Origin of the sequence: Bacillus sp. K2I17 (assembly GCF_002209985.1) — a bacterium.
Classification (GTDB): Bacteria; Bacillota; Bacilli; order Bacillales; family Bacillaceae_G; genus Bacillus_A; species Bacillus_A wiedmannii.
In genome coordinates this window covers 22,303-41,903 of record NZ_NJGF01000018.1, presented here as the reverse complement: position 1 = coordinate 41,903, position 19,601 = coordinate 22,303, and the positions used below count along the sequence as shown (strand labels likewise).

Below are 19,601 nucleotides of genomic sequence, written 5' to 3'. Positions count from 1 at the left end.
ATAATAATAATCCCCCACCATTTGGTGTAGGGGATTAACTAAACCTACTGAAAAGTATTTTATTCTCTTCGTTATTTAATTGGAGAAGGGAATCTTGCAGCTTCAAAATGTGAGCCGTCTTCTGAAGGACTTAAAACTCCGTCTATGCTACTTTGTGCATAAACCTCAACTTGATCTCCTTCATTCAATTGAATAATCGTCGAAACACTTACTACATTTCCAAAACCTATTGGACCGAAAAAGTCATTATCTATAGCTATTGCTGCGTTTCCATTTACACGAATTTCTACACGAGCTCTATAATTTAAACTAGGATCGTTTGGAAAGAAACCAATCGTTCCAATAATAGAGTAAACTCCCCTAGTCTTCGGAATAAAAATAGACGTTACTGGATTATACTCATTTGCTAAATCAAATTGTTCATTTTGGAACAATACCTTTACAAAAGTATTGGCAGGAACCGTTTGATTCACCGTATTTCTAGCTCTAAATGCAGATGCCCTAACAAGCTTCTCCTCGTTGTCATTACACTTATTCGTGCTCTTACAACAATCATGCTGTTTCTTTTTATACTCTTTACAATACTTACAGTAGTAATAGCAAGACATGCTAGTTCCCCTTTCATGCTTATTACTACATATTATGTAAGGGGGATTCGCAATGTTTGGACGAGCTATTGTTTTAGCACTATACTTATCGCCTATTTATATACACTTGAGAGGAAAACATATTAATAAAAACACAACCTAGATGTATCGTGCAATCCATTCAAATTTAATGGATTCTTCACTTAGCTATTTCACTTTCAATACAAAAAAGAGCGAATCTACATTCGCTCTTTTTTTATGGCCCAAAGCTTATCATCCAACCTAACATAAATCCAAATACAGCAAACAACAGCATAAAAACAAATAAACTACATGCCCACAATGCATATTTTCGACTTTTGCTTTTTGTGATCATACCTACGACTGAGCACACCACGCCAATACCAACTATTTGCAGAAAACCTTTACCTATAAATGTTTCTTGAGTAAGCAATATAATGTTCAAATACAATAACGCTAGAAAGGCAATAATTAATGAAATAGTCCCCATCCACGTTTCCTGTTTATACATATGATTCTTTCTTTTTTTTAAGAATGCCAATTCCATAACCTCGCTTCACCTACTTTCAATTTTCTAACTTTTTCGTGGCTCATCAATTTTTCAACTTCTACTTTAGGCCCAGTTACAACTGCCCCGTATGTTTTCACCCCATTTTTTTCAAGGAAAGAAATACGCTTTGACAACTCTAATACTTTCGCTCTAGATAGCTTCACAGCTAAATCTTCATGCTTCTGTAATGACTTTAAAACATCAATAAATTGTTCCTCATGAGGTGAATCACTTTCAAAAGCACCACTTGGCCTTGAAATCATTTCTGCTGGAAAGCCAATCGGGGCTACATACATACCCTCTTCATTCGTTTGCTTCTCCTCTAATCCTGTATTAATGGCATACCACACAATATCAATAGTAGGAAACATATCCGTTACCTCTTGTACACTTAATAATTCTCTAAAAGATACAAATGCTTCTACAACAGATTCTTGCGGAAGACCCTTTAATACTTGCGCTTCTTCGCTACTATTATAGGACGCATTATAATTATTAGGATGAGACAATACTTCGTTGTCTATATACGGGATTTCCGGAATTTTTTCATCTGTTGTATATTCACGGCTTACTTTCGTTGCTCTACTAAATACATAATCTGTTTTCTCTTCTCCTATTCGAATATCTTTCTTTCCTACTCTTTTATACAAATCAAAATGCAATTGCAAACTAAGCGGTAACAACGTTTGCTCCATGTCCCTATCTTTCAAAAATACATTTGGTTCTGTTACACTTAACGTTTGATTTACTACATTCCGTATCTCCATTGCGTTTGTAGGTGCCAATGTATAATATAAGAGTGTTGATATATATATAATAGGTTGAATAAGTAATAAAAAAGTAAATACAATTAAAACATTCGTAATACGTGCTCTTTTTTTACCTATTTTCAACAATTGCTCTTGTTTTCCATCAGATAGTGAAGCCGGTCTTTGATGAATAGCTTCTTGTAACAGTTCTTTATAATCATCTTGTTCAGAATGAGGTTTATCATTTGTCATTTTGACTCTTTTCCTCCTTTAACAATTCTTTTAATCTCTTTCTCCCGCGAAACATGTGACTTTTATACGTATTTAACTTTAAATCTAATACAGAAGCACCCTCTTCGTACGTTAATTGATGTACGTCACATAATAAAATAGCTTGTGCCTCTATTACCGGTAAAGTATGAATAATCTGAATTAACTTTTCATAACTATTTTTTGCGACTACATACTCTTCTGTAGATTCCTCCGCTTGTATTGTCTCTAATTCCTCCGTTCCTACAAAGGTTACTTTTTTCTCTTTCCTAACATAATCAATAAACGTATGATATGCCACTTTAAAAAGCCATGATTTTACCTTTTGATTTTCATAGTCTTCTAAATAAAGATACGCTCGATAAAAAGTCTCTTGCATCAAGTCCTCCGCTACGTGATGGCTACGAGAAAGGGAAAATAAATACCGGTACACATCGTTTATATAAACCTTATATATTTCTTCAATCTCCATCCCCCTCCTCCTTTCATATATAACACGAATAAACAAATTCAAAAGTTGCATTGTTTTTCCTTTTTTCTTTTTTATTTATAAAAAAACATCTTTTATACATTTTAATAACTATTTACAATTATAAACAAAATACTAGATATTATGGCTGTAAATATCTTTCAAAACCAGTAAAAAAACGATTCAGATGTTCTCCTGCTTTTTGTAAGTTGATAGTTATATGACAATCATCCTGTACGATATACCCGCAGATAGGACTTCGTTGTTACATCTGAATCTGGTCCGCGTAAATAAATGTTCATGTATCCTTTCATACAGAGCCACTAACCATCATTTTTCATGATAAATTAATCCCCACTTTTTCTTTAATCGGTATCATCTCATCAAAAAACATTTGTAGTATGTACGGAGATTATCTCATCGGCTATTTACAAATTGTAGGTGAGGACTATTTGACGCTTACATATCCCCCTCTCCATTTGTGGGTAATAAGACTCCAAAAAAATTTCGGAACATGCAAGAAAGGTAGGTAGGAGCCAGATCGTCCGTATATGTCCAATTGGCGAGGACTAATAATCGGTTTGGGATACCTGCCCCCTACTGATTAAACTTTCAATTTATAGATTAAATACAGTTCCATATGGGATAGTAAGAAAAGAACTTCCATACGGTGTGATTTGATGCACTGGGTAAAAATACTCCATAGATGAATAATACGGCTGGATACCTTGTTGCTGCATTTGCATTTGTTGTTGCATTTGTAATGCTTGTTGAACAGCTTGAACTGTACTTTGTGCTCCACTAAACGTTATTGATGTACCATACGCTGGTCGCATACCAGCTTGAGTAGCAAAATAAGAATAAAACATTACTTTCATCTCACTTCCCTAAAAGTAATTACAAGTTATGTTATGATTCTTTATTTCAGTGGGTGCGGAGAGTTAATCTATTAGCTTTGATTAGGTTTAAAGATTTTTATTATCTGTTACACTTTCATATTTCATTTACAAGGTTCATCTACTAATACTAATTTAATTTTTGAAGAGGCATTTCATTAACAAGTTTCTGATAACTATTTTTTAAATTCGACTACTTTCAAAATTTTAGAAATGAATGTTTAAGATTACTAAAAATAGATTACTTATCTATACAACCTTCACAAAATAAAAACACCCTAAACGGATGCTTTATTTTTCACTACTTTTATTCATTAACAATAATTCAATTGTCCTCGTATTTCACCATTAGAATGTTGTACTGTATGAACATTAATATATATGTTTCCAGATATGATTTCATTTACAAGAGTACCTAATGTTTGACCCGCTAACGGCCCGACCAAATCTTCTTGAGTAATCATTCCCGTAAGAGTTGCACACTCTATTGAAACTGGATTTGTTATAGGTCCAAATAAAAAAGCTACAACAGGACCGTTCGTTCCTTTTGACCCAAGATGCAGATGGGCAGCTACTACATCCTCTATATCGAATAAATCTAGCTTGAATTTTAAGCTAAGCTTGTCCGGGCTTAATTTAAAGAAAGCCTCTCCTCGAGCACCTGTTTCTACTGGTGGAACTTCATTCCTACCGCGTAACTTTGCAAAGAACATATTTACCACTCCTACGTTGTTATATACTCCTAATATATTCTTGTCCTTCATATATAGTGTTAATAAATCAGGTATTAGTCTACTTAATTTTTTTATACCATAGGTTAAATTATCAATTTCTATTAAATTCATTAATCTGACTATTACGTATTTGAATTTTATTCATATACTATATTAGATTACTCGGAAGGAGGCGAAAGTATGGAAAGCTGTGTTTTGTTCGTTAATGGACAACCTCTTTTAGTGGTCTCAGTCGCTGGAATCGAAATTGCTAGATTAGAACTTTCTCTTCAAGTAGCATTGACCTTAATAGCATTAGGAATTCCAATCTGTGCATAAACGTTAGGTATCTATTCAAAAGAGAGCTTAGGCTCTCTTTTTTATTTATATCTTTCCTTCACAACAAAAAAAGACACCACTAAAAGCACGGCATCGCGTAAAATAACTGCTATTTGTTTAATCATTTCTTCACTAGCAACCCTAATTCATGTAGAATTTCTGAGAACGAATAGCCATATGCAAAACCTACAATACGAATCCCTGGAATCCATCTATGTTCTAAATTTTCATTGTATGTTTTCTTATAATACTTTAATTTAGAATCTATACTGTATTTGTCGTTAATAATTACTTCATCGCTATGAAATCCATCCATTTCAATCTGAACAGCTACGTACTCTGCTCCCTCAATAAAGGCTTTATTATAACACTTTTCTAATTCTTCTAATGTCACTCCCATTATTAACCTCCTTTCCAAATGGGTGTTTTGTTCAATAAAAAAGAGCATCTAGATCAGTAGATGCGAAGATATATAAAAGGTAAGCTCTTGGAGTATTTAATAGATTATAAACTGGTTGCTTGTCCTACAATATATTATATGATTTTCATATAAAAATGGTTCATCAAAAAACAAGGTGAAAATTACTCCTTGTCATTTTAGAAAATAGTTACATTTTAATTTTTTAAACTAGTCTATCAATCGCTCCCTTCCAACTCTTCATTTTCTTCACGTATTTGTCCAATTAATAAAATTACGGAACCTACGGCTTGTATCCAACTTCCTGCTATTTCTATCAGCTGTCTTCCTTTATTTTTTCATTCGGTTCGCTATTTACTTGATTGTTTAAATTTTTTCCATTTATATTACTTTTCCTATAAAACAAAGTAGTTTTTGCAAATAGATGATTTCTTCACTAGAACACTTAATAAATTAATCTTTTTATGTTTTAAGTTAATAAAAATATATTTCCATTTTGTTTTCTCTTCTTACTTACACTTCCTTTTAATAACCAAGTATTGATTATACGTCCCATAAGAACGTCTCGATTTTCTAAGCATATACTTAGAAGAAAAATATTCCTGAACATTACACAAATACTTACAAATCCTTTAAATGCAGAAGAAAATACAAACACTTAAAGCATACTTAACTATGATAAAATTTTAAAAAGGAGGTAATTATGAAAAATAATCAAAACTCAAACGATCCGTGCAAAAAATTCCAATTTCCCTGTTTTATTTCTATATCCCCTTGTGATCAAAGTAATTGTTGTACACCTGTTTTTTTCTCATTTTCTCAGCAACAAGAATTATTGTCCCTAATTAACCAATTAAATCAAGCTATCCTTTCTTTCTTTACCACGCCAAATCCGACAACTATACAAATACTCCAATCATCATTACAAGCGTTAAATGATTTAATCATTGCAGTACAACCAAATACTCCAAATAAAAATTTAGTTATACGAACTATCACTCAATTAATCAATTCTTTGCCCACTGCATCTCTTACTCAAATCTCTGCGTTATTCCAATTTCTATTCCAAAATTTATCTTCGCTCATTAGTTGTTCCAATATATCGGACCCATTGTTACAACAAACATTCAACTTAATTTTGCAAGGAATATTGAATAGTTCTCTATTAAATATTATCGGAATACCCGGTCCTACTGGAGCGACAGGACCTAGAGGATTTTCAGGACCTAAAGGAGCTACTGGTCCTCAAGGTGTGCAAGGAATTCAAGGGCCAGAAGGACCAGAAGGAGCTACTGGTCCTCAAGGTGTGCAAGGGCTTCAAGGACCGGAAGGACTTGCAGGAGCTACTGGACCTCAAGGCGTGGAAGGGCTTCAAGGGCCAGAAGGACCGGAAGGACCGACTGGACCCCAAGGTGTGCAAGGGCTTCAAGGACCACCTGGACCACCTGGACCCACTGGCTCTGGGACTGGAATGGGAGTTCCTGGACCACCAGGACCGACTGGACCTCAGGGAGTACAAGGTATTCAAGGGCCGGAAGGACCAGAAGGAGCTACTGGACCTCAAGGTGTGCAAGGCATTCAAGGGCCGGAAGGACTCGAAGGGCCGACTGGACCTCAAGGTGTGCAAGGTATTCAAGGACCGGAAGGACCAGAAGGGCCGACTGGACCTCAAGGTGTGCAAGGTATTCAAGGACCGGAAGGACCACCAGGACCGACTGGAGATTGTGAGTGTCCAACAGGACCTACGGGACCGACTGGGCCAACCGGCCCCACTGGACCTGCATGTAATTTCCTTGTTTATGTTACAAACGCAGGAGCCATAGACGATCCCACAGATGATACAGTATCTGTAATTAATACCGGAACAAATACAGTTGTTGCTACAATTACTGTAGATAATGCTCCTCTTGAAGTAACCGTTTCACCAAATGGGACTCGCGCTTATGTTACTAATATTTTTTCTGATACCGTATCCGTTATTAATACTTCTACAAATTCTGTTATCGCTACCATTCCTGTTGGAAGCGACCCGATTGGTGTAGCTGTTTCTCCAAATAATACAACTGTTTATGTTGGAAATCACGGTAATAATACTGTTTCTGTTATAAATGCTGCTACTAACACAGTTGTTGCTACCATTCCTGTTGGTAACGCTCCGCAAGGAATCACCGTTTCTCCAAATGGAACCTTTGCATATGTCGCAAACGAATTAAGCAACACAATTTCTGTTATTAATACTGCTACTAATACAGTTAGCGCTACTATTCCTGTTGGCATTCGTCCTAGAATAATCGTCTTTACACTAGATGGCACTCGTGCCTATGTCACAAATCAAAACAGCAATACTGTTTCTGTTATTGACACCGCTACTAATTCCGTAATTAATACAATTAACGTAGGTACTGAACCGGTTGGTATAGATATTACACCAGATGGCACACGTATTTACGTTGTAAATAAAGTTAGTAATAATGTATCAGTAATAAGCGTGGCGACAAATACTGTAATTAATACAATTCCTGTTGCCTTATCCCCGGATCAAGTAACCATCATACCAGATGGCACTCTCGCCTACGTTACAAACCAAGGTAGCAATACTGTTTCTGTTATCAATACTGCTACAAATATGGTTATAGATACTGTTCCAGTAGGCGTTGCTCCAACTGGTATAGCAACTGGAACTATTTGTGAATAAAAAAAACAGAGAGACAAAAATATATGTCTCTCTGTTTTTTTCGTTCCTTAAAAACTTCATATTCAAAGTCCCCCTTGTATGAAATGAAGTAACTGCTTAACTTTACGAACGTGAAAAACAGTCACAAATTATCTATATCACGCTCTAATCATATTTTCTAATCTTCTAAAATTCTTTTATAAAATAAAAAAGCAGCTGTTAAGCTACTTTACATTCGTTTTATCCCCAAGAGAAATGATATATATATTCTCCCGTTACACTTTGATTAATCCCATTAATTCTAGCAAACCGCATTAAGTCCGCTCCTTGAAGAAAATACATCGCAAGCATTACTGGCACTTGTGACCACATAAACTGATAAAGCTCCTCGGCTCTCAAGTTTGTCGAAACAATTAAATCATTTACAGGTCCTTGATTCCATACAGAAGTTCTAACTGAAATAAACGGAAGATCCTTTCCATTTACCACTATTCTTGCCATACTTTGAGTTATGTCCATATCAATGCCCTCCATCATTACAAAAATCGGACCTGTGTATTTACTCCTATGGTTATAAATATTCTTGACTTTCATAAATGACTAAGGCAAACCTCTATTTTTCGCTTCTATTCAAATAAATTTATTTATTACAGTAAAAAACAAATGAAATTTTAGTATTACTCTCCCTCAACTTCCGTATTATTTAAATATTCCATACCCTTGTTCGCTTTAAAAATCTGGTATGCAAAATTACATATCTTATTATCTCAATATCACTTTATTAACTACAATTTGATAGAAATTCATTTGAATCACCTGACAAATCAACATTTGTAATTTAATTCCTTATTTAAAATTCCATCTTATTATTCTTAAACACTATATTCAAATAATTATATTGGAATTTCTTGTTGTATACACATCTATCTTTTTCATGTATTATATACGAGAAGAGTAAGGTAAGAGTTACTCTTTGCCATTTTAGAAAAGGTCCTGTTGGAAACAACAGGACCTTTTTTCATATAATTGCATTTCCGTTTATTTCCATAATATTATTTATCAAAAACACTATGCCCACGTAACAAATATCTGTAAATCCATGAATATGCATGCGCTTTATGAAAAAAATAAAAAAGCACGTTATTCGTCATTTTAACGATAGCGCGCTTCACTCATCTTCTTTATTTGCTTTCTTTGATTTTTCATTCTCTTCTTTCTGGGCTTTCTCCACTGCTTTTAAAAACCCTTCCAATGCTTTTTTCGGATTATTATCATTTAGTGGGTGTAGATCCATTCCAGTTTCCTCCTCTTAGAAAGTATTCCATGAATACCAAGCTCAATAAGAAATACAAAAGCCACAGCACTCACACACCGTGGCTGAATATATAAAATAAATTGGGATTTTCGTCATTTTTGCGAATCAGCTTTACAATTACCATTGTGTATGAACATCGGTTTTTCTAGCATCTAGTTCACCTCCTTAAAAATGCAGGATTTCCCTTTCCAATATTGAATTAGTAACATTTGGAAAGGAGGTGTAACATGGCGGAAATTAAAGTGGGACTTACACAATTTTTAGACTTCACACTGAAAAGTAGTGCAGCTAAAACAAATTTTGTAAAGAATTTAAAATCTCAACCTGAATATCACCCGGTTTTTGATTACTGGAAACAATTACGAGAAACTGTTATTAAATTTCATAAAAACGAACTACCTTTTGATTGTTTTGAAACATTAGTACAAACTGTTGATCAGAAGAAAAAGCAAAACTACATTGATGTTATAAAGCAGTACAAAAAATTTATTAAAAACAAAGAAGTCTCTTGGTTTGATCCAGGTAAATCACATTGGTTATCAGATAATTTAATCGTCCGCTCATCACCTGAACTCGGTTTGCTCATTAATGATGAGCCGCATCTTATTAAACTATTTTTCAAAGGAAAAAAAGAGCGAATTGATAAATATAACATCAACTCAACACTGACATTATTAAATGAATCAACATTTTCAAATAAATATAACGATGTGAATTATACTGTCCTTAACATCCAAAAGAACAGAATGTATACGAATAACTCTATTAATAATGATCATTTAATAGCTCTTGAATCAGAAGCCCACCAGCTTTGTTATTTATGGAATAAGATATAAAGGGTATAGGTATCTCTTTCAATACCTTGTTCATGCGTAATTTGGGCACAATTTTCACAAATCCAATTCGTTTCTTTTAATTGAAGCTCACCTTCTTGTTTCTCACAAACAATGCAAGGTGGGCGTTTTTGTTTCTTCACCCATTTCAACATCCTAATTCCCCTGACTTCTTAACCGCTAAATAATTCCTAAGATGTTCTTATGATCCCTTTCGCGTTCCACATCATGTTTTTTCTTTCACTCTATACAGTGCAGCAATTTCCCCTCTTGTTAGTCACGCTTCTTTCACCCATATTACTTTTTGGGGTTGTGATTATTGCTGGAACTCATATAACGCCGCCCTAATCTCTTCTCTCACAACTTCACGAATACGTTCTTATAACGATTCCTCTAAATTCATACATGCATCCCCTACATCTTTTTTTGAATTTCCTGCTTGTTGTTTCATTCACTCATAAAATTTATGAGTAATGATTATCCACCGTTTACCTTCTCTAAGTACCAGAAAGAGATTGCTTGTTTTATCCGACATTACATTTCAGTCGCTTCATAAACATCTCATAAAAATATGTGAGGAAAAAAAGAACGTTATAGCAATGGCTATCATGAATACAATTTGAATTACCCTACTTATAATAGTAACCTTACAATTCAGAAGTTTGACACAACCCTAGAAAAAGCTTATAAAGAAAAGTGAGGTTCCAACCTAAAATATTAATAGTGAAAAAGGAGAAACAAGACATGAAAGAAATCAAATCTGAACAGGAATTCAAAGACATTATCGCAAGTGAGGAGCCAGTAGTTGTTAAGTTCTTTACTACATGGTGCCCAGATTGTGTGCGTATGGACAACTTTATCGGAGATGTAATGGAAGAGTTCAATAAGTTTGAATGGTATTCTATTAATAAAGATGAGTTCCCAAGTATCGCTGAAGAGTATCAAGTAATGGGTATTCCAAGTTTACTTGTATATCAAAATGGTGAGAAGCTAGGCCACTTACATAGTGCTAACGCAAAAACTGAAGAGCAAGTTACTGAGTTTTTAGAAGCATACTAAGATGAAGACCCTCTAAAATATATTTTCTAGAGGGTTTTTATTTTGCCCAATCACCTTTGAGCGGTGTAGTATACGGATTCATCATAATACATCTATCCTTTTCCCTATCCCCTCGATCCAAATCGCGTTCACACCCTAACTTTGCACTTTACAACATATTTTTCCTTCACGAAACTTTGTTATCCCCTTCTTAAAAACCTAAAAAACGTCAACAATGTTTGTATAGACCCACACGAGTTTCGTTTGGTACTCTATTTATAGAAAGAAATTCCTTGTAGAAAGGTGAGTGATTAAAATGGATACTCTTTCTCATAAAGAAGCTGATAAAGGTGCTATTGTCAGCATTATGGCCTACATATTTTTATCCTCTATGAAAATTATCATCAGTTATATTACCCTCTCTAGCGCATTACGTGCTGACGGTTTAAATAACTTAACGGATATCGGTGCTTCTTTAGCGATATTAATTGGTCTAAAAATCTCTCGTAAACCTCGTGACCCAGATCATCCTTATGGGCATTCACGCGCAGAACAAATTGCATCACTTGTTGCTTCTTTTATTATGGCAACGGTCGGATTAGAAGTTATTATTAGTGCTATTCAATCTTTTTTAAATCCGAAACAAGTAGCGCCTAATGTACTTGCTGCATGGGTAGCCTTATTTTCTGCTGTCGTTATGTACTTTGTGTATTTGTATACGAAAAAGATTGCAGCGCGCACAAAAAGCAAATCATTAGAAGCCGCTGCAAAGGATAATTTATCAGATGCTCTCGTAAGTATCGGTACAGTAGTAGGTATTGTCGGTTCGCAGTTCCAAATGCCTATTTTAGATCCTATTGCCGCTTTACTTGTCGGCCTTATTATTTGTAAAACTGCATGGGAGATTTTCGTAGAAGCTTCTCATATGTTAACGGATGGAATCGATCCAGATAAGATGGAAGAGTACGCTGGTGCTATTGAACATATTGGTGGCGTGGAAAACATCGTAGATATTCGCGCTCGTATGTACGGGAATCAAACGTACGTTGATATTACAATCGAAGTAGATGCTCGTATGGATGTTGGTGAAAGTCATTGTATTACTGATAACATCGAGGCTATGCTCCGGAAAAAGTTTGGCATTTACCATGCACACATTCATGTTGAACCAATGGAAAAAGAACCTATTATGACATAGGTTCTTTTTTCATGAACGCTTTATGAAATATAACACATAAAACGAGCCAGCTACCGCCAGCTGCCCATCCTGCTAATATGTCAGATGGATAGTGAACGCCAAGATATATTCGGCTAACTGAAATAGATAATACAACAAAGCTCGCTATAAAAATAATCAACAATTTTTTATGCAATGTAATACGTTCTTCAGTAATTGTGACGTATGCAATAAATCCTAAAAAAGCAGTAGCATTCATCGTATGACCGCTCGGAAAACTATATCCAGTTACAGTAACAAGCTGCGTTACATCAGGTCTTGCTCGTTCGTACCATAGTTTAAGCATACTGTTTAAATAACGAGATCCATAATAATTAATTGTTAGAAGTAATGCACTAAGCAACTTTTTTCTAACGAGAAAATACATTACAAGAATGATGAGTAACGGAAAATATATTCTTTTGGAACCGATAAAAGATACCCAAGTAAAGTAGGCTGTCAAGTAATCGTTTCGAAAGCTTTGAATAAAATGCGCGACTATATTGTCAAATTTCTCAATACAAGCGGTATGATACGAAAGTGATAATACGACAAAACAAATGAGTAGCGTAAAACTTAACAAGTATAAATGTCGATATCGTTTCACATACATAACCTCACTATACAAAAAAATGGAGCGGTTGTTTTAGTTTTCCTCTCCATTTCTTTTTTATGCATAGTTTATTTAAAAATATAATTGTTAATTTTTTCTTGCATTGTTTGAATATCTTCATTCGTTACTGTAAAGCGAATCACTTTCTCGTCAAGATCAAGCGCTTCTGCAAATAAACCTGCTAATCCGCGAGATTTTCTGTCTACTTCCATAATAATCTCTAGGCGATCGTAAGCGCTTGGTAAGATTAATAATTCTAGTTCATCTAATTTCCCATAATACTCTCCGGAAACAGGAACAAACTCAAATTCTTGTGCAAACGGAACTTGCTTACGTAATCGATACGGTAATTCTTCACATTCTATATGACGCGCTTTAAAACCTAATTGATTTACACTCTCTAACACACTATTTAATAGTGCATTGGGCAACACTTGAATGTAATCACGATCACTTGGATCTATACTGCGTTTAATATCAAGACCTGTATGCACCCAAACTGTTTTCATTCCAATTGTAAGCGGGGTTTCAACTGGCATTATAAATGAAAATGGAATTTCTTTTTTTTCATTCGGCTCAACAGAAAAAGGTTCTGTTAAACGAACTCGTTCTAAATCATATGTTGCTGTTACTTTTTTATCATCCACTTCTCGTACATACGACGTCGATAATGTTAAGTAAATGCTTTCAATTTGTTGGCTAACTGAACCACCAGTTATATGAACCTTCCCTAGTATCTCTTCTCCAACAATATACTCATCTTTTTCAAGAACTGTATCTACTTTTGCATTACCAATACCAACACTTGCTAAAAACTTTTGAAACACGGAACCTCCATCCTTTCTAAAGCAAAAGCTATATCTTTTTTTAAATCTTGTACATTCTCATAGTACGGCGTTTTTATTTGTAACATTCGCATAAGCATTTCACGGTTATAATTTTCCAAAGTTAATTCGTCATACCATGGTTTTTCATGTTTTTCATTAGATTCATAGCCTGCATATAATAAAAATAACGAGAAATGACCAAGCGCATAAAAATCGCTACGAAAGTGAACTTCTCGCATCAAAGCTTGTTCACCTTCATAAGCTGTAGCTCGTTCATCACCCTCACCCTTCAATTTAGCTAATCCAAAATCAATAATACTAATTTGGTTTTCTTTCATTAATATGTTTGGAATGCGTAAATCTCGGTGAACTATACCATTATTATGAAACACCGATACAATTTCTAATATTTCATATAAAATTTTTAAAACTTCACGTTCTGTATATACATGCCCATCTAAGAAAATATAATCTTCGAAATTTTTACCAGGCATATATTCCATCACGAAAAAACTTTTTTTCTCCCATACGAAATGATCATATAAACTAGGAATTGCATGATGATTTAATGTTTGTAAAATCATTTTCTCTTGTTCAAATGATTTTCTACCTGACTCATACCTTTGTTTACTCTGTCTTAATTGTTTTAAGACTTTATTTCTATTTATTTGTAAATCATTAACGACATATGTAACCCCATAACTGCCCATTCCAATTACTGATTCAATTTTATAACGTTCTGCAACGATTGTATTTTTTCGCAGTGGTCTATCAAATAAAGCTAGTATACGACGCCATTTCATCAGCTACTTGAAAAGAAGCTACGACTTTTACGTTTTCTTTTATAATGTTGATGCCCATAACCAGATGAACGTCGTTTATAATCGCTACTTGAATAAGAGCGACCTCTATGGCGATAATCACTACTAGAATACGAACGATTTTTTTTCCTACCTAATAAAGAATCAATAATTTTTTTGAACATCCCTTCACCTCTTGAGTAAAATTTTCTTTTAATTATACCAATAATTTCCGACTATATTTGTGACAAGTTTGTAAAGAGTAAAAAACGACGAGTTAAGCCCGCCGTTACTTTCACTCATCATCTTCATCAAAAACTTCATCAATCATACATTTCTCTAATAAATACTCAAATGTAATATCTGCGAGATCTTCAATTTCTTCTCGTTTTGGGACGTACCCTCTTTCAATTAGTTGCTCATAAAAAAACTCCGCAATCTCTTCCGTATCAATTACGACCTCAATTTCCTTCATGAGCATCACTCCTTTATTTCTGTTTTATGAAAAAATCTCAAAATTATGTATATGAGATTAGAAAAATAGTTTTTCTTTTTTTATAGGTCATATCCTTTGGACGAGATGCATACGATGGTAGTACAAGCTATCAAAAAGGGGGATTTAATTATGGAATACCAATATGAGGTAGAACAAGAAGTAGGGCAAACAAAAGAAGAGTTCATGCATGAAGATCAATGGGCAGACTCTCTTATTAAATGGCTTTTTATTTTTTTAATAATTGTAGGCATACCTTATACTGCATATGTTGTTGTTCAATTCATTCTCTCTTTCTAGTTAACTATTTTTTCTCTGTCAATTTAACTAAATAATTATGAACAACATCCATAACAATTTTGTATTCTTCATCTTTAAATGTATCGAATAACAATTGATAATCGTTATAAATATCAAGTAATCCATCAATGATCTCTTGACGATTTGTCTTAACACTCACTTTTTTTGAGTTGTTAATTGACTTTAATTTTCCTAAATCTAATTTATTCATACCAGCTTTATCTTGTTTCATTTTCTTCAAAATTGCATTTGCCGTTTGAGCATTAGCAAGTAACGTTAAATCTGACTCATCCGCTTCTAACCATTCACCATCCGTAATTCGTGACAATTCGTATATAGTATCTTCCCATGCGTCATTTTTATATCTCCATACTTCTGTACGAAAACCAACAATTCGAAACACATCTTTATCGTATCCTGTTACTTGCACGAGATCACCAAATGTGAAATTATAATTTAATTCAATCCACTCAGTTTCACCTTTTTTCATATCTTGCTCTGAAACGTGCTGCAACGTTTGCTCTACGTAAAACCCATCGTGATTATTGACTTCGTAAACGTAAACTCCATCTAAAACCTTCATATTTGTGATTTTACCAACGGTTCCATATAGCGTAATCACGACTATGTCCCCTACGTTATATTTAGGTTGCTTTTTTCTCGCCATCTATATCTCTCCTTTTTTTGACGTCGTGATTTTGATAACAGTATATGCAACCTACATAAAAACGCTTATCACAGAAGCGTATATTCATAAATTTTTTCAATAAAAAATATCACCGTATAAAAAAATTATTTACAACGTAAAAAAAAGCTAGCAAATAGACTAGCTTCACGTCAAAAAATTCATATAGTTCTTATCTCTCTTGTATGTATAAATCCCAAGCTTCATCAAATATAGACATACTTTCTAGCAATCCACTTAACTCTAAGTATGAACTAATTTCATCATAATCTTCAGATTGCTTTGGAAAGCTTAAATCATCATACATTGCTTCTGCTAAATTCGATACTTCATTACTAAATAAAGCTGCACGATGCTTCATCATATAGTGGTAAAATGTCTTTTTCAAAAATATTCCCTGCCTTTCTAACTTGGATACATTATACAAGGCAAAAAAGAAAAAAACCAGCATAAAAGCTGGTTAAAAGTCGAAATAATTTCTTTTTAATAGACGTGGTCTTCCCATTAATTCTTCATATGTTAGTTGTTTTGGTAAATCTTTCGTATAAATTAGAAACAATTGATCTTCTATTTCTTTCACTGTTTGATCTGCTTGATAGTCCATACCACATGAGGAACAAGAAATGCATGGTGTCTCTTGGATTTCAATGGCTTTCGTACCATCTGGTAATTCCCAATATACAGTATTCAAGCTTTCTTTCGCTTCTGTACTGTCACACCACATACAATTCATACTGCATCACCCTCATTTTTTTTGTCGTCTTCTTCTAATTTAGCCATTTGCGATTGATACTTTTTATCTTTAAGTTGATCACGCTTATCACGTTTATCTTTTAGTGATGCATGAGTGTCATTATCTTCATAGTCTTTACGACGGCTCATACGCTGTAAGTCGTCTGGAACAAGGTTAAATTTCTTATCACTCATAAGACCTGCAATACCAACATCTGAACGTTTTTCTTCGTAGTTTGGATAGATTTCTTTAAAGTACCCTTCTGCTCTTCCTGGGATATAGCTCTCTGGCTCTGGATACGTTGTAATAACACCTTCAAAGTTACGAAGCACAACTTTATCTGCACTTTGCGAAATTAAATAGTTTGGTTGAAGCGCAATTTTCCCGCCGCCTCCTGGTGCATCTACAACGAATGTTGGAACCGCATAACCAGATGTATGACCGCGTAAACCTTCAATAATTTCAAGACCTTTAGATACTGGTGCACGGAAATGACCAATACCTTCAGATAGATCACATTGATAAATGTAGTATGGACGTACACGGATTTTTACTAAGTCATGCATAAGTTTTTTCATAATTGGAACGCTGTCGTTAATACCAGCTAAAATTACTGCTTGGTTTCCGACTGGAACACCAGCATTCGCTAGCATTTCACATGCTTTTTTCGATTCCTCTGTAATTTCAATAGAAGTATTGAAATGTGTATTTAACCATACTGGATGGTATTTTTTAATAATGTTACATAAGTTTTCTGTAATACGCTGCGGGAATACTACCGGCGCTCTCGTTCCGATACGAATAATCTCGACATGCGGAATCTCTCGTAAATTTTTTAATACATATTCTAAAATTTTATCGTTAATAAGAAGACCGTCTCCACCAGAAATTAATACATCTCGTACTTGTGGTGTATCACGAATGTAACCAATTGCATCATCTAATTGTTTCTTCGGCACACCCATTCCAATTTGTCCACTAAAACGACGGCGTGTACAGTAACGACAATACATAGAACATTGATTCGTTACTAAGAACAATACGCGGTCTGGGTAACGATGTGTTAGACCTGGAACTGGTGAATCTTCATCTTCATGAAGCGGATCTTCTAAATCATATTTTGTTTTATATAACTCTTCCGAGATCGGTACAGATTGCATCCGAATCGGACAGCGTGGGTCATCAGGATTCATTAGCCAAGCATAGTACGGTGTAATATTTAACGGGATCGTTTTTGTTGAAATTTTAACGCCTTCTTCTTCTTCAGGTATTAAATTAATCACTTTCTTTAAGTCATCCAAAGTTTTGATCGTATTCGTTAATTGCCAAACCCAGTCATTCCATTGCTCTTCAGTAACATCCTTCCACAACTCGATATCCTTCCAGTGACGATTTGGTTTGTATACATCATGTAACATTGCTATTCCCCCTTTTTATACGCTCATCCTTTATATAAGCAATAGTTATGCCAACTTTACATTATTGATAAGTAAATGTACGGTGAACGCTATTACATAAACGAAAAAATATTTGTAAGCACTGTATAAAATCCATACATACTATCATATTCATTACTTTTTATATATGTAAACGCTCTTTTATTGGTGCAAACACACAAAAACCGCCAATTATTCGGCGGTTTTGTCGTACTTACTCAATTTATATTGAAGCGTTTGGCGAGGGATACCTAACATTTTTGCAGCTTGTAATATATTCCCTTCCGTTTCAATTAACGCTTGATCTATTAATTCCTTTTCCGTTTGATGAAGTGCTTCTCTAAGTGGCAATATACTCTTATTCTTTGGCAGATTCTCTTTCCGAAATGTACGCGGTAAACAATTGGCTGTTAGTGTATCCCCTTCTGCAATAATGACAGCATGTTCAATCGTATGTTTTAGCTCACGAACATTGCCAGGCCATTGATAAGCTTGTAGTCTTTCTTTCGCTTCCTTATCTATTTGAAGTACACCTTTTTTATAACTTTTATTATATTCGTTCAAAAAATAAGACGCTAATAATAAGACATCCTCAGTTCTTTCACGTAGCGGCGGAATATACAATGAAAAGACATTTAATCGATAATATAAATCAGTACGAATTTTATTCTCTCTTAAACATATTTCTGGTGGCTGATTCATTGCAGTAATAACGCGAACATCTACTTTTCTCGTCTTATTATCACCAATTCGACGAATAACACCATCTTCTAATACACGTAGCATTTTCGCTTGTAAATCGAGAGGCATTGAATTCAGTTCGTCTAAAAACAATGTCCCACCATCTACAAGTTCAAATAATCCCGCTCGTTCAATTGCCCCAGTATAGCTACCTTTCGTCGTTCCGAACAATAAACTTTCTAATAGCGACTCTGGCAAAGCTGCGCAGTTTTGTGCAATAAATGGCTTGTTCTTCCGTTTAGAAGCTTCATGAATCGCTTGTACAAATAACTCTTTCCCTGTTCCTGTTTCCCCATATATTAAAACATTTGCATCAGTTGGCGCTACTTTTTGTGCTAATTCTTTCGTCTGTTTAAATCGAGCATCATCCGTCACAATCGTCTCAAATGCAACATGCTTTTTAATTGCTTTTTTTCTAGATGACCGCTTTATTTTTGACTGCAAATCTACAATTGTATCCGTAAGTTTTTGAACTGTGGAATAATCCTTTGCAATTTCAACAGCCCCAGCAATATTTCCATCTATAAAAATAGGTAACGTCGTATTTACTGTACAAATGTCTTCCCCATTTAAATTTTGATAATGCTGAACTTGATGAACGATTGGTTTTTTTGTATCTAACACTTTCATTAACGTACTCGTTTCCCTAGATAAAGAAGGAAACGCTTCTAACAAATGTTTTCCTAACACTTTTTCAATTTTTGATCCATCGTGTTTTGCAGCTACAGTATTATAGAAAATTGTAATACCATTTTCATCTACTGCGTGTATAGCCTCATCAATACTGCCCAAAATCGCTTCAATGACTTCTTGTGTCGAAACTGCTAGCAATGTCATCCCCCCTTTCGCCGAAAATTCAGCAATCGCATGCCGAATTTTCGGCAT

General features: G+C 34.5%; 26 protein-coding genes and 1 pseudogene. 6 read left to right on the top strand and 21 right to left on the bottom strand.

Features of this window, described 5'->3' with window-relative positions; translation table 11 throughout:
- Positions 1-71: 71 nt before the first annotated feature.
- From CER22_RS19615 to CER22_RS19585, 6 genes are all read right to left on the bottom strand, one after another.
- Positions 72-608: a C1q-like domain-containing protein gene (locus CER22_RS19615; protein ID WP_088082425.1), complete on the bottom strand. Its 537-nt coding sequence runs from the start codon at positions 606-608 to the stop codon at positions 72-74.
- Positions 609-843: 235 nt separating this feature from the next.
- Positions 844-1,155 carry a hypothetical protein gene (locus CER22_RS19605; protein WP_088063285.1) on the bottom strand — a complete coding sequence of 104 codons (312 nt, stop codon included), beginning with the start codon at positions 1,153-1,155 and terminating at the stop codon, positions 844-846.
- The gene (locus CER22_RS19600; RefSeq protein ID WP_088609401.1) at positions 1,137-2,159 is read right to left on the bottom strand and encodes an anti-sigma factor; all 1,023 of its coding nucleotides are present in this window, start codon (positions 2,157-2,159) and stop codon (positions 1,137-1,139) included. Before CER22_RS19600 ends, CER22_RS19605 begins: the two co-directional genes overlap by 19 nt.
- Entirely contained in the window at positions 2,149-2,649 is a 501-nt protein-coding gene (locus CER22_RS19595; protein ID WP_088609400.1) for a sigma-70 family RNA polymerase sigma factor, read from the bottom strand. The genes CER22_RS19600 and CER22_RS19595 overlap by 11 nt, the downstream gene beginning before the upstream one ends.
- Before the next feature lie 614 nt (positions 2,650-3,263).
- A complete protein-coding gene (locus CER22_RS19590; RefSeq protein ID WP_033656336.1) occupies positions 3,264-3,515 on the bottom strand; it encodes a DUF3947 family protein in 252 nt (83 codons plus the stop codon).
- A 341-nt stretch (positions 3,516-3,856) separates the two neighbouring features.
- The gene (locus tag CER22_RS19585) at positions 3,857-4,255 is read right to left on the bottom strand and encodes a CHRD domain-containing protein (protein WP_000464548.1); all 399 of its coding nucleotides are present in this window, start codon (positions 4,253-4,255) and stop codon (positions 3,857-3,859) included.
- Between the two features lie 201 nt (positions 4,256-4,456).
- Between CER22_RS19585 and CER22_RS19580 the strand changes: the two genes are divergently transcribed.
- The gene (locus CER22_RS19580) at positions 4,457-4,594 is read left to right on the top strand and encodes a DUF3956 family protein (RefSeq protein WP_000443219.1); all 138 of its coding nucleotides are present in this window, start codon (positions 4,457-4,459) and stop codon (positions 4,592-4,594) included.
- 121 nt (positions 4,595-4,715) lie between these two features.
- Here the strand turns inward: CER22_RS19580 and CER22_RS19575 are convergent, their stop codons facing one another.
- Both CER22_RS19575 and CER22_RS34305 read right to left on the bottom strand, forming a co-directional pair.
- Positions 4,716-4,994, bottom strand: a complete 279-nt coding sequence (locus CER22_RS19575) for a hypothetical protein (protein WP_000539238.1) — start codon at positions 4,992-4,994, stop codon at positions 4,716-4,718.
- A 236-nt stretch (positions 4,995-5,230) separates the two neighbouring features.
- A pseudogene (locus CER22_RS34305) lies at positions 5,231-5,400 on the bottom strand (DUF6944 family repetitive protein); the annotation flags it as partial.
- A gap of 315 nt (positions 5,401-5,715) precedes the next feature.
- Here CER22_RS34305 and CER22_RS19565 point away from each other — a divergent pair.
- Positions 5,716-7,707 (top strand): collagen-like repeat preface domain-containing protein, encoded by a 1,992-nt coding sequence (locus CER22_RS19565; protein ID WP_088609399.1) that lies wholly within the window; start codon positions 5,716-5,718, stop codon positions 7,705-7,707.
- A gap of 219 nt (positions 7,708-7,926) precedes the next feature.
- Here CER22_RS19565 and CER22_RS19560 read toward each other — a convergent pair whose 3' ends face one another.
- Together CER22_RS19560 and CER22_RS33700 are read right to left on the bottom strand one after the other, a co-directional pair.
- Positions 7,927-8,280 carry a hypothetical protein gene (locus CER22_RS19560; protein WP_088063282.1) on the bottom strand — a complete coding sequence of 118 codons (354 nt, stop codon included), beginning with the start codon at positions 8,278-8,280 and terminating at the stop codon, positions 7,927-7,929.
- 574 nt (positions 8,281-8,854) lie between these two features.
- Complete coding sequence (locus CER22_RS33700; RefSeq protein WP_255288454.1) at positions 8,855-8,980, bottom strand: hypothetical protein; 126 nt, start codon at positions 8,978-8,980, stop codon at positions 8,855-8,857.
- A gap of 248 nt (positions 8,981-9,228) precedes the next feature.
- Between CER22_RS33700 and CER22_RS19555 the strand changes: the two genes are divergently transcribed.
- Positions 9,229-9,837, top strand: coding sequence for a hypothetical protein (locus CER22_RS19555; RefSeq protein WP_088063281.1), 609 nt, complete (start codon positions 9,229-9,231; stop codon positions 9,835-9,837).
- Here the strand turns inward: CER22_RS19555 and CER22_RS33130 are convergent.
- Positions 9,816-9,989 carry a hypothetical protein gene (locus CER22_RS33130; RefSeq protein ID WP_170968428.1) on the bottom strand — a complete coding sequence of 58 codons (174 nt, stop codon included), beginning with the start codon at positions 9,987-9,989 and terminating at the stop codon, positions 9,816-9,818. The genes CER22_RS19555 and CER22_RS33130 overlap by 22 nt on opposite strands.
- 589 nt (positions 9,990-10,578) lie before the next feature.
- Between CER22_RS33130 and CER22_RS19550 the strand changes: the two genes are divergently transcribed.
- Entirely contained in the window at positions 10,579-10,893 is a 315-nt protein-coding gene (locus CER22_RS19550) for a thioredoxin family protein (protein WP_000658777.1), read from the top strand.
- 295 nt (positions 10,894-11,188) lie between these two features.
- Positions 11,189-12,070: a cation diffusion facilitator family transporter gene (locus CER22_RS19545; protein ID WP_142293515.1), complete on the top strand. Its 882-nt coding sequence runs from the start codon at positions 11,189-11,191 to the stop codon at positions 12,068-12,070.
- On the opposite strand, the gene CER22_RS19540 is transcribed toward CER22_RS19545, so the two are convergent.
- From CER22_RS19540 to CER22_RS19520, 5 genes are all read right to left on the bottom strand, one after another.
- On the bottom strand, positions 12,060-12,695 hold the full coding sequence (locus CER22_RS19540; RefSeq protein ID WP_142293514.1) for a phosphatase PAP2 family protein: 636 nt from the start codon (positions 12,693-12,695) through the stop codon (positions 12,060-12,062). The genes CER22_RS19545 and CER22_RS19540 overlap by 11 nt on opposite strands.
- 74 nt (positions 12,696-12,769) lie before the next feature.
- Positions 12,770-13,528 carry a sporulation protein gene (locus CER22_RS19535; RefSeq protein WP_088609397.1) on the bottom strand — a complete coding sequence of 253 codons (759 nt, stop codon included), beginning with the start codon at positions 13,526-13,528 and terminating at the stop codon, positions 12,770-12,772.
- The gene (locus tag CER22_RS19530) at positions 13,510-14,331 is read right to left on the bottom strand and encodes a serine/threonine protein kinase (RefSeq protein ID WP_088609396.1); all 822 of its coding nucleotides are present in this window, start codon (positions 14,329-14,331) and stop codon (positions 13,510-13,512) included. The genes CER22_RS19535 and CER22_RS19530 overlap by 19 nt, the downstream gene beginning before the upstream one ends.
- Positions 14,331-14,513 (bottom strand): hypothetical protein, encoded by a 183-nt coding sequence (locus tag CER22_RS19525; RefSeq protein ID WP_000473373.1) that lies wholly within the window; start codon positions 14,511-14,513, stop codon positions 14,331-14,333. Before CER22_RS19525 ends, CER22_RS19530 begins: the two co-directional genes overlap by 1 nt.
- Before the next feature lie 110 nt (positions 14,514-14,623).
- Positions 14,624-14,803 carry a YozD family protein gene (locus CER22_RS19520; RefSeq protein WP_087982478.1) on the bottom strand — a complete coding sequence of 60 codons (180 nt, stop codon included), beginning with the start codon at positions 14,801-14,803 and terminating at the stop codon, positions 14,624-14,626.
- A 150-nt stretch (positions 14,804-14,953) separates the two neighbouring features.
- Between CER22_RS19520 and CER22_RS19515 the strand changes: the two genes are divergently transcribed.
- A complete protein-coding gene (locus tag CER22_RS19515; protein WP_000456535.1) occupies positions 14,954-15,121 on the top strand; it encodes a DUF3930 family protein in 168 nt (55 codons plus the stop codon).
- 4 nt (positions 15,122-15,125) lie between these two features.
- On the opposite strand, the gene CER22_RS19510 is transcribed toward CER22_RS19515, so the two are convergent.
- From CER22_RS19510 to rocR, 5 genes are all read right to left on the bottom strand, one after another.
- Complete coding sequence (locus CER22_RS19510; protein ID WP_000101496.1) at positions 15,126-15,788, bottom strand: hypothetical protein; 663 nt, start codon at positions 15,786-15,788, stop codon at positions 15,126-15,128.
- A gap of 190 nt (positions 15,789-15,978) precedes the next feature.
- The gene (locus CER22_RS19505; protein WP_000750728.1) at positions 15,979-16,194 is read right to left on the bottom strand and encodes a YozE family protein; all 216 of its coding nucleotides are present in this window, start codon (positions 16,192-16,194) and stop codon (positions 15,979-15,981) included.
- 72 nt (positions 16,195-16,266) lie between these two features.
- Positions 16,267-16,539, bottom strand: coding sequence for a YokU family protein (locus CER22_RS19500; protein ID WP_000995761.1), 273 nt, complete (start codon positions 16,537-16,539; stop codon positions 16,267-16,269).
- The gene (ablA, locus tag CER22_RS19495) at positions 16,536-17,957 is read right to left on the bottom strand and encodes a lysine 2,3-aminomutase (RefSeq protein WP_088609395.1); all 1,422 of its coding nucleotides are present in this window, start codon (positions 17,955-17,957) and stop codon (positions 16,536-16,538) included. The genes CER22_RS19500 and ablA overlap by 4 nt, the downstream gene beginning before the upstream one ends.
- Positions 17,958-18,167: 210 nt before the next feature.
- Entirely contained in the window at positions 18,168-19,553 is a 1,386-nt protein-coding gene (gene rocR, locus CER22_RS19490) for an arginine utilization transcriptional regulator RocR (protein ID WP_088609394.1), read from the bottom strand.
- Between the last annotated feature and the right edge of the window lie 48 nt (positions 19,554-19,601).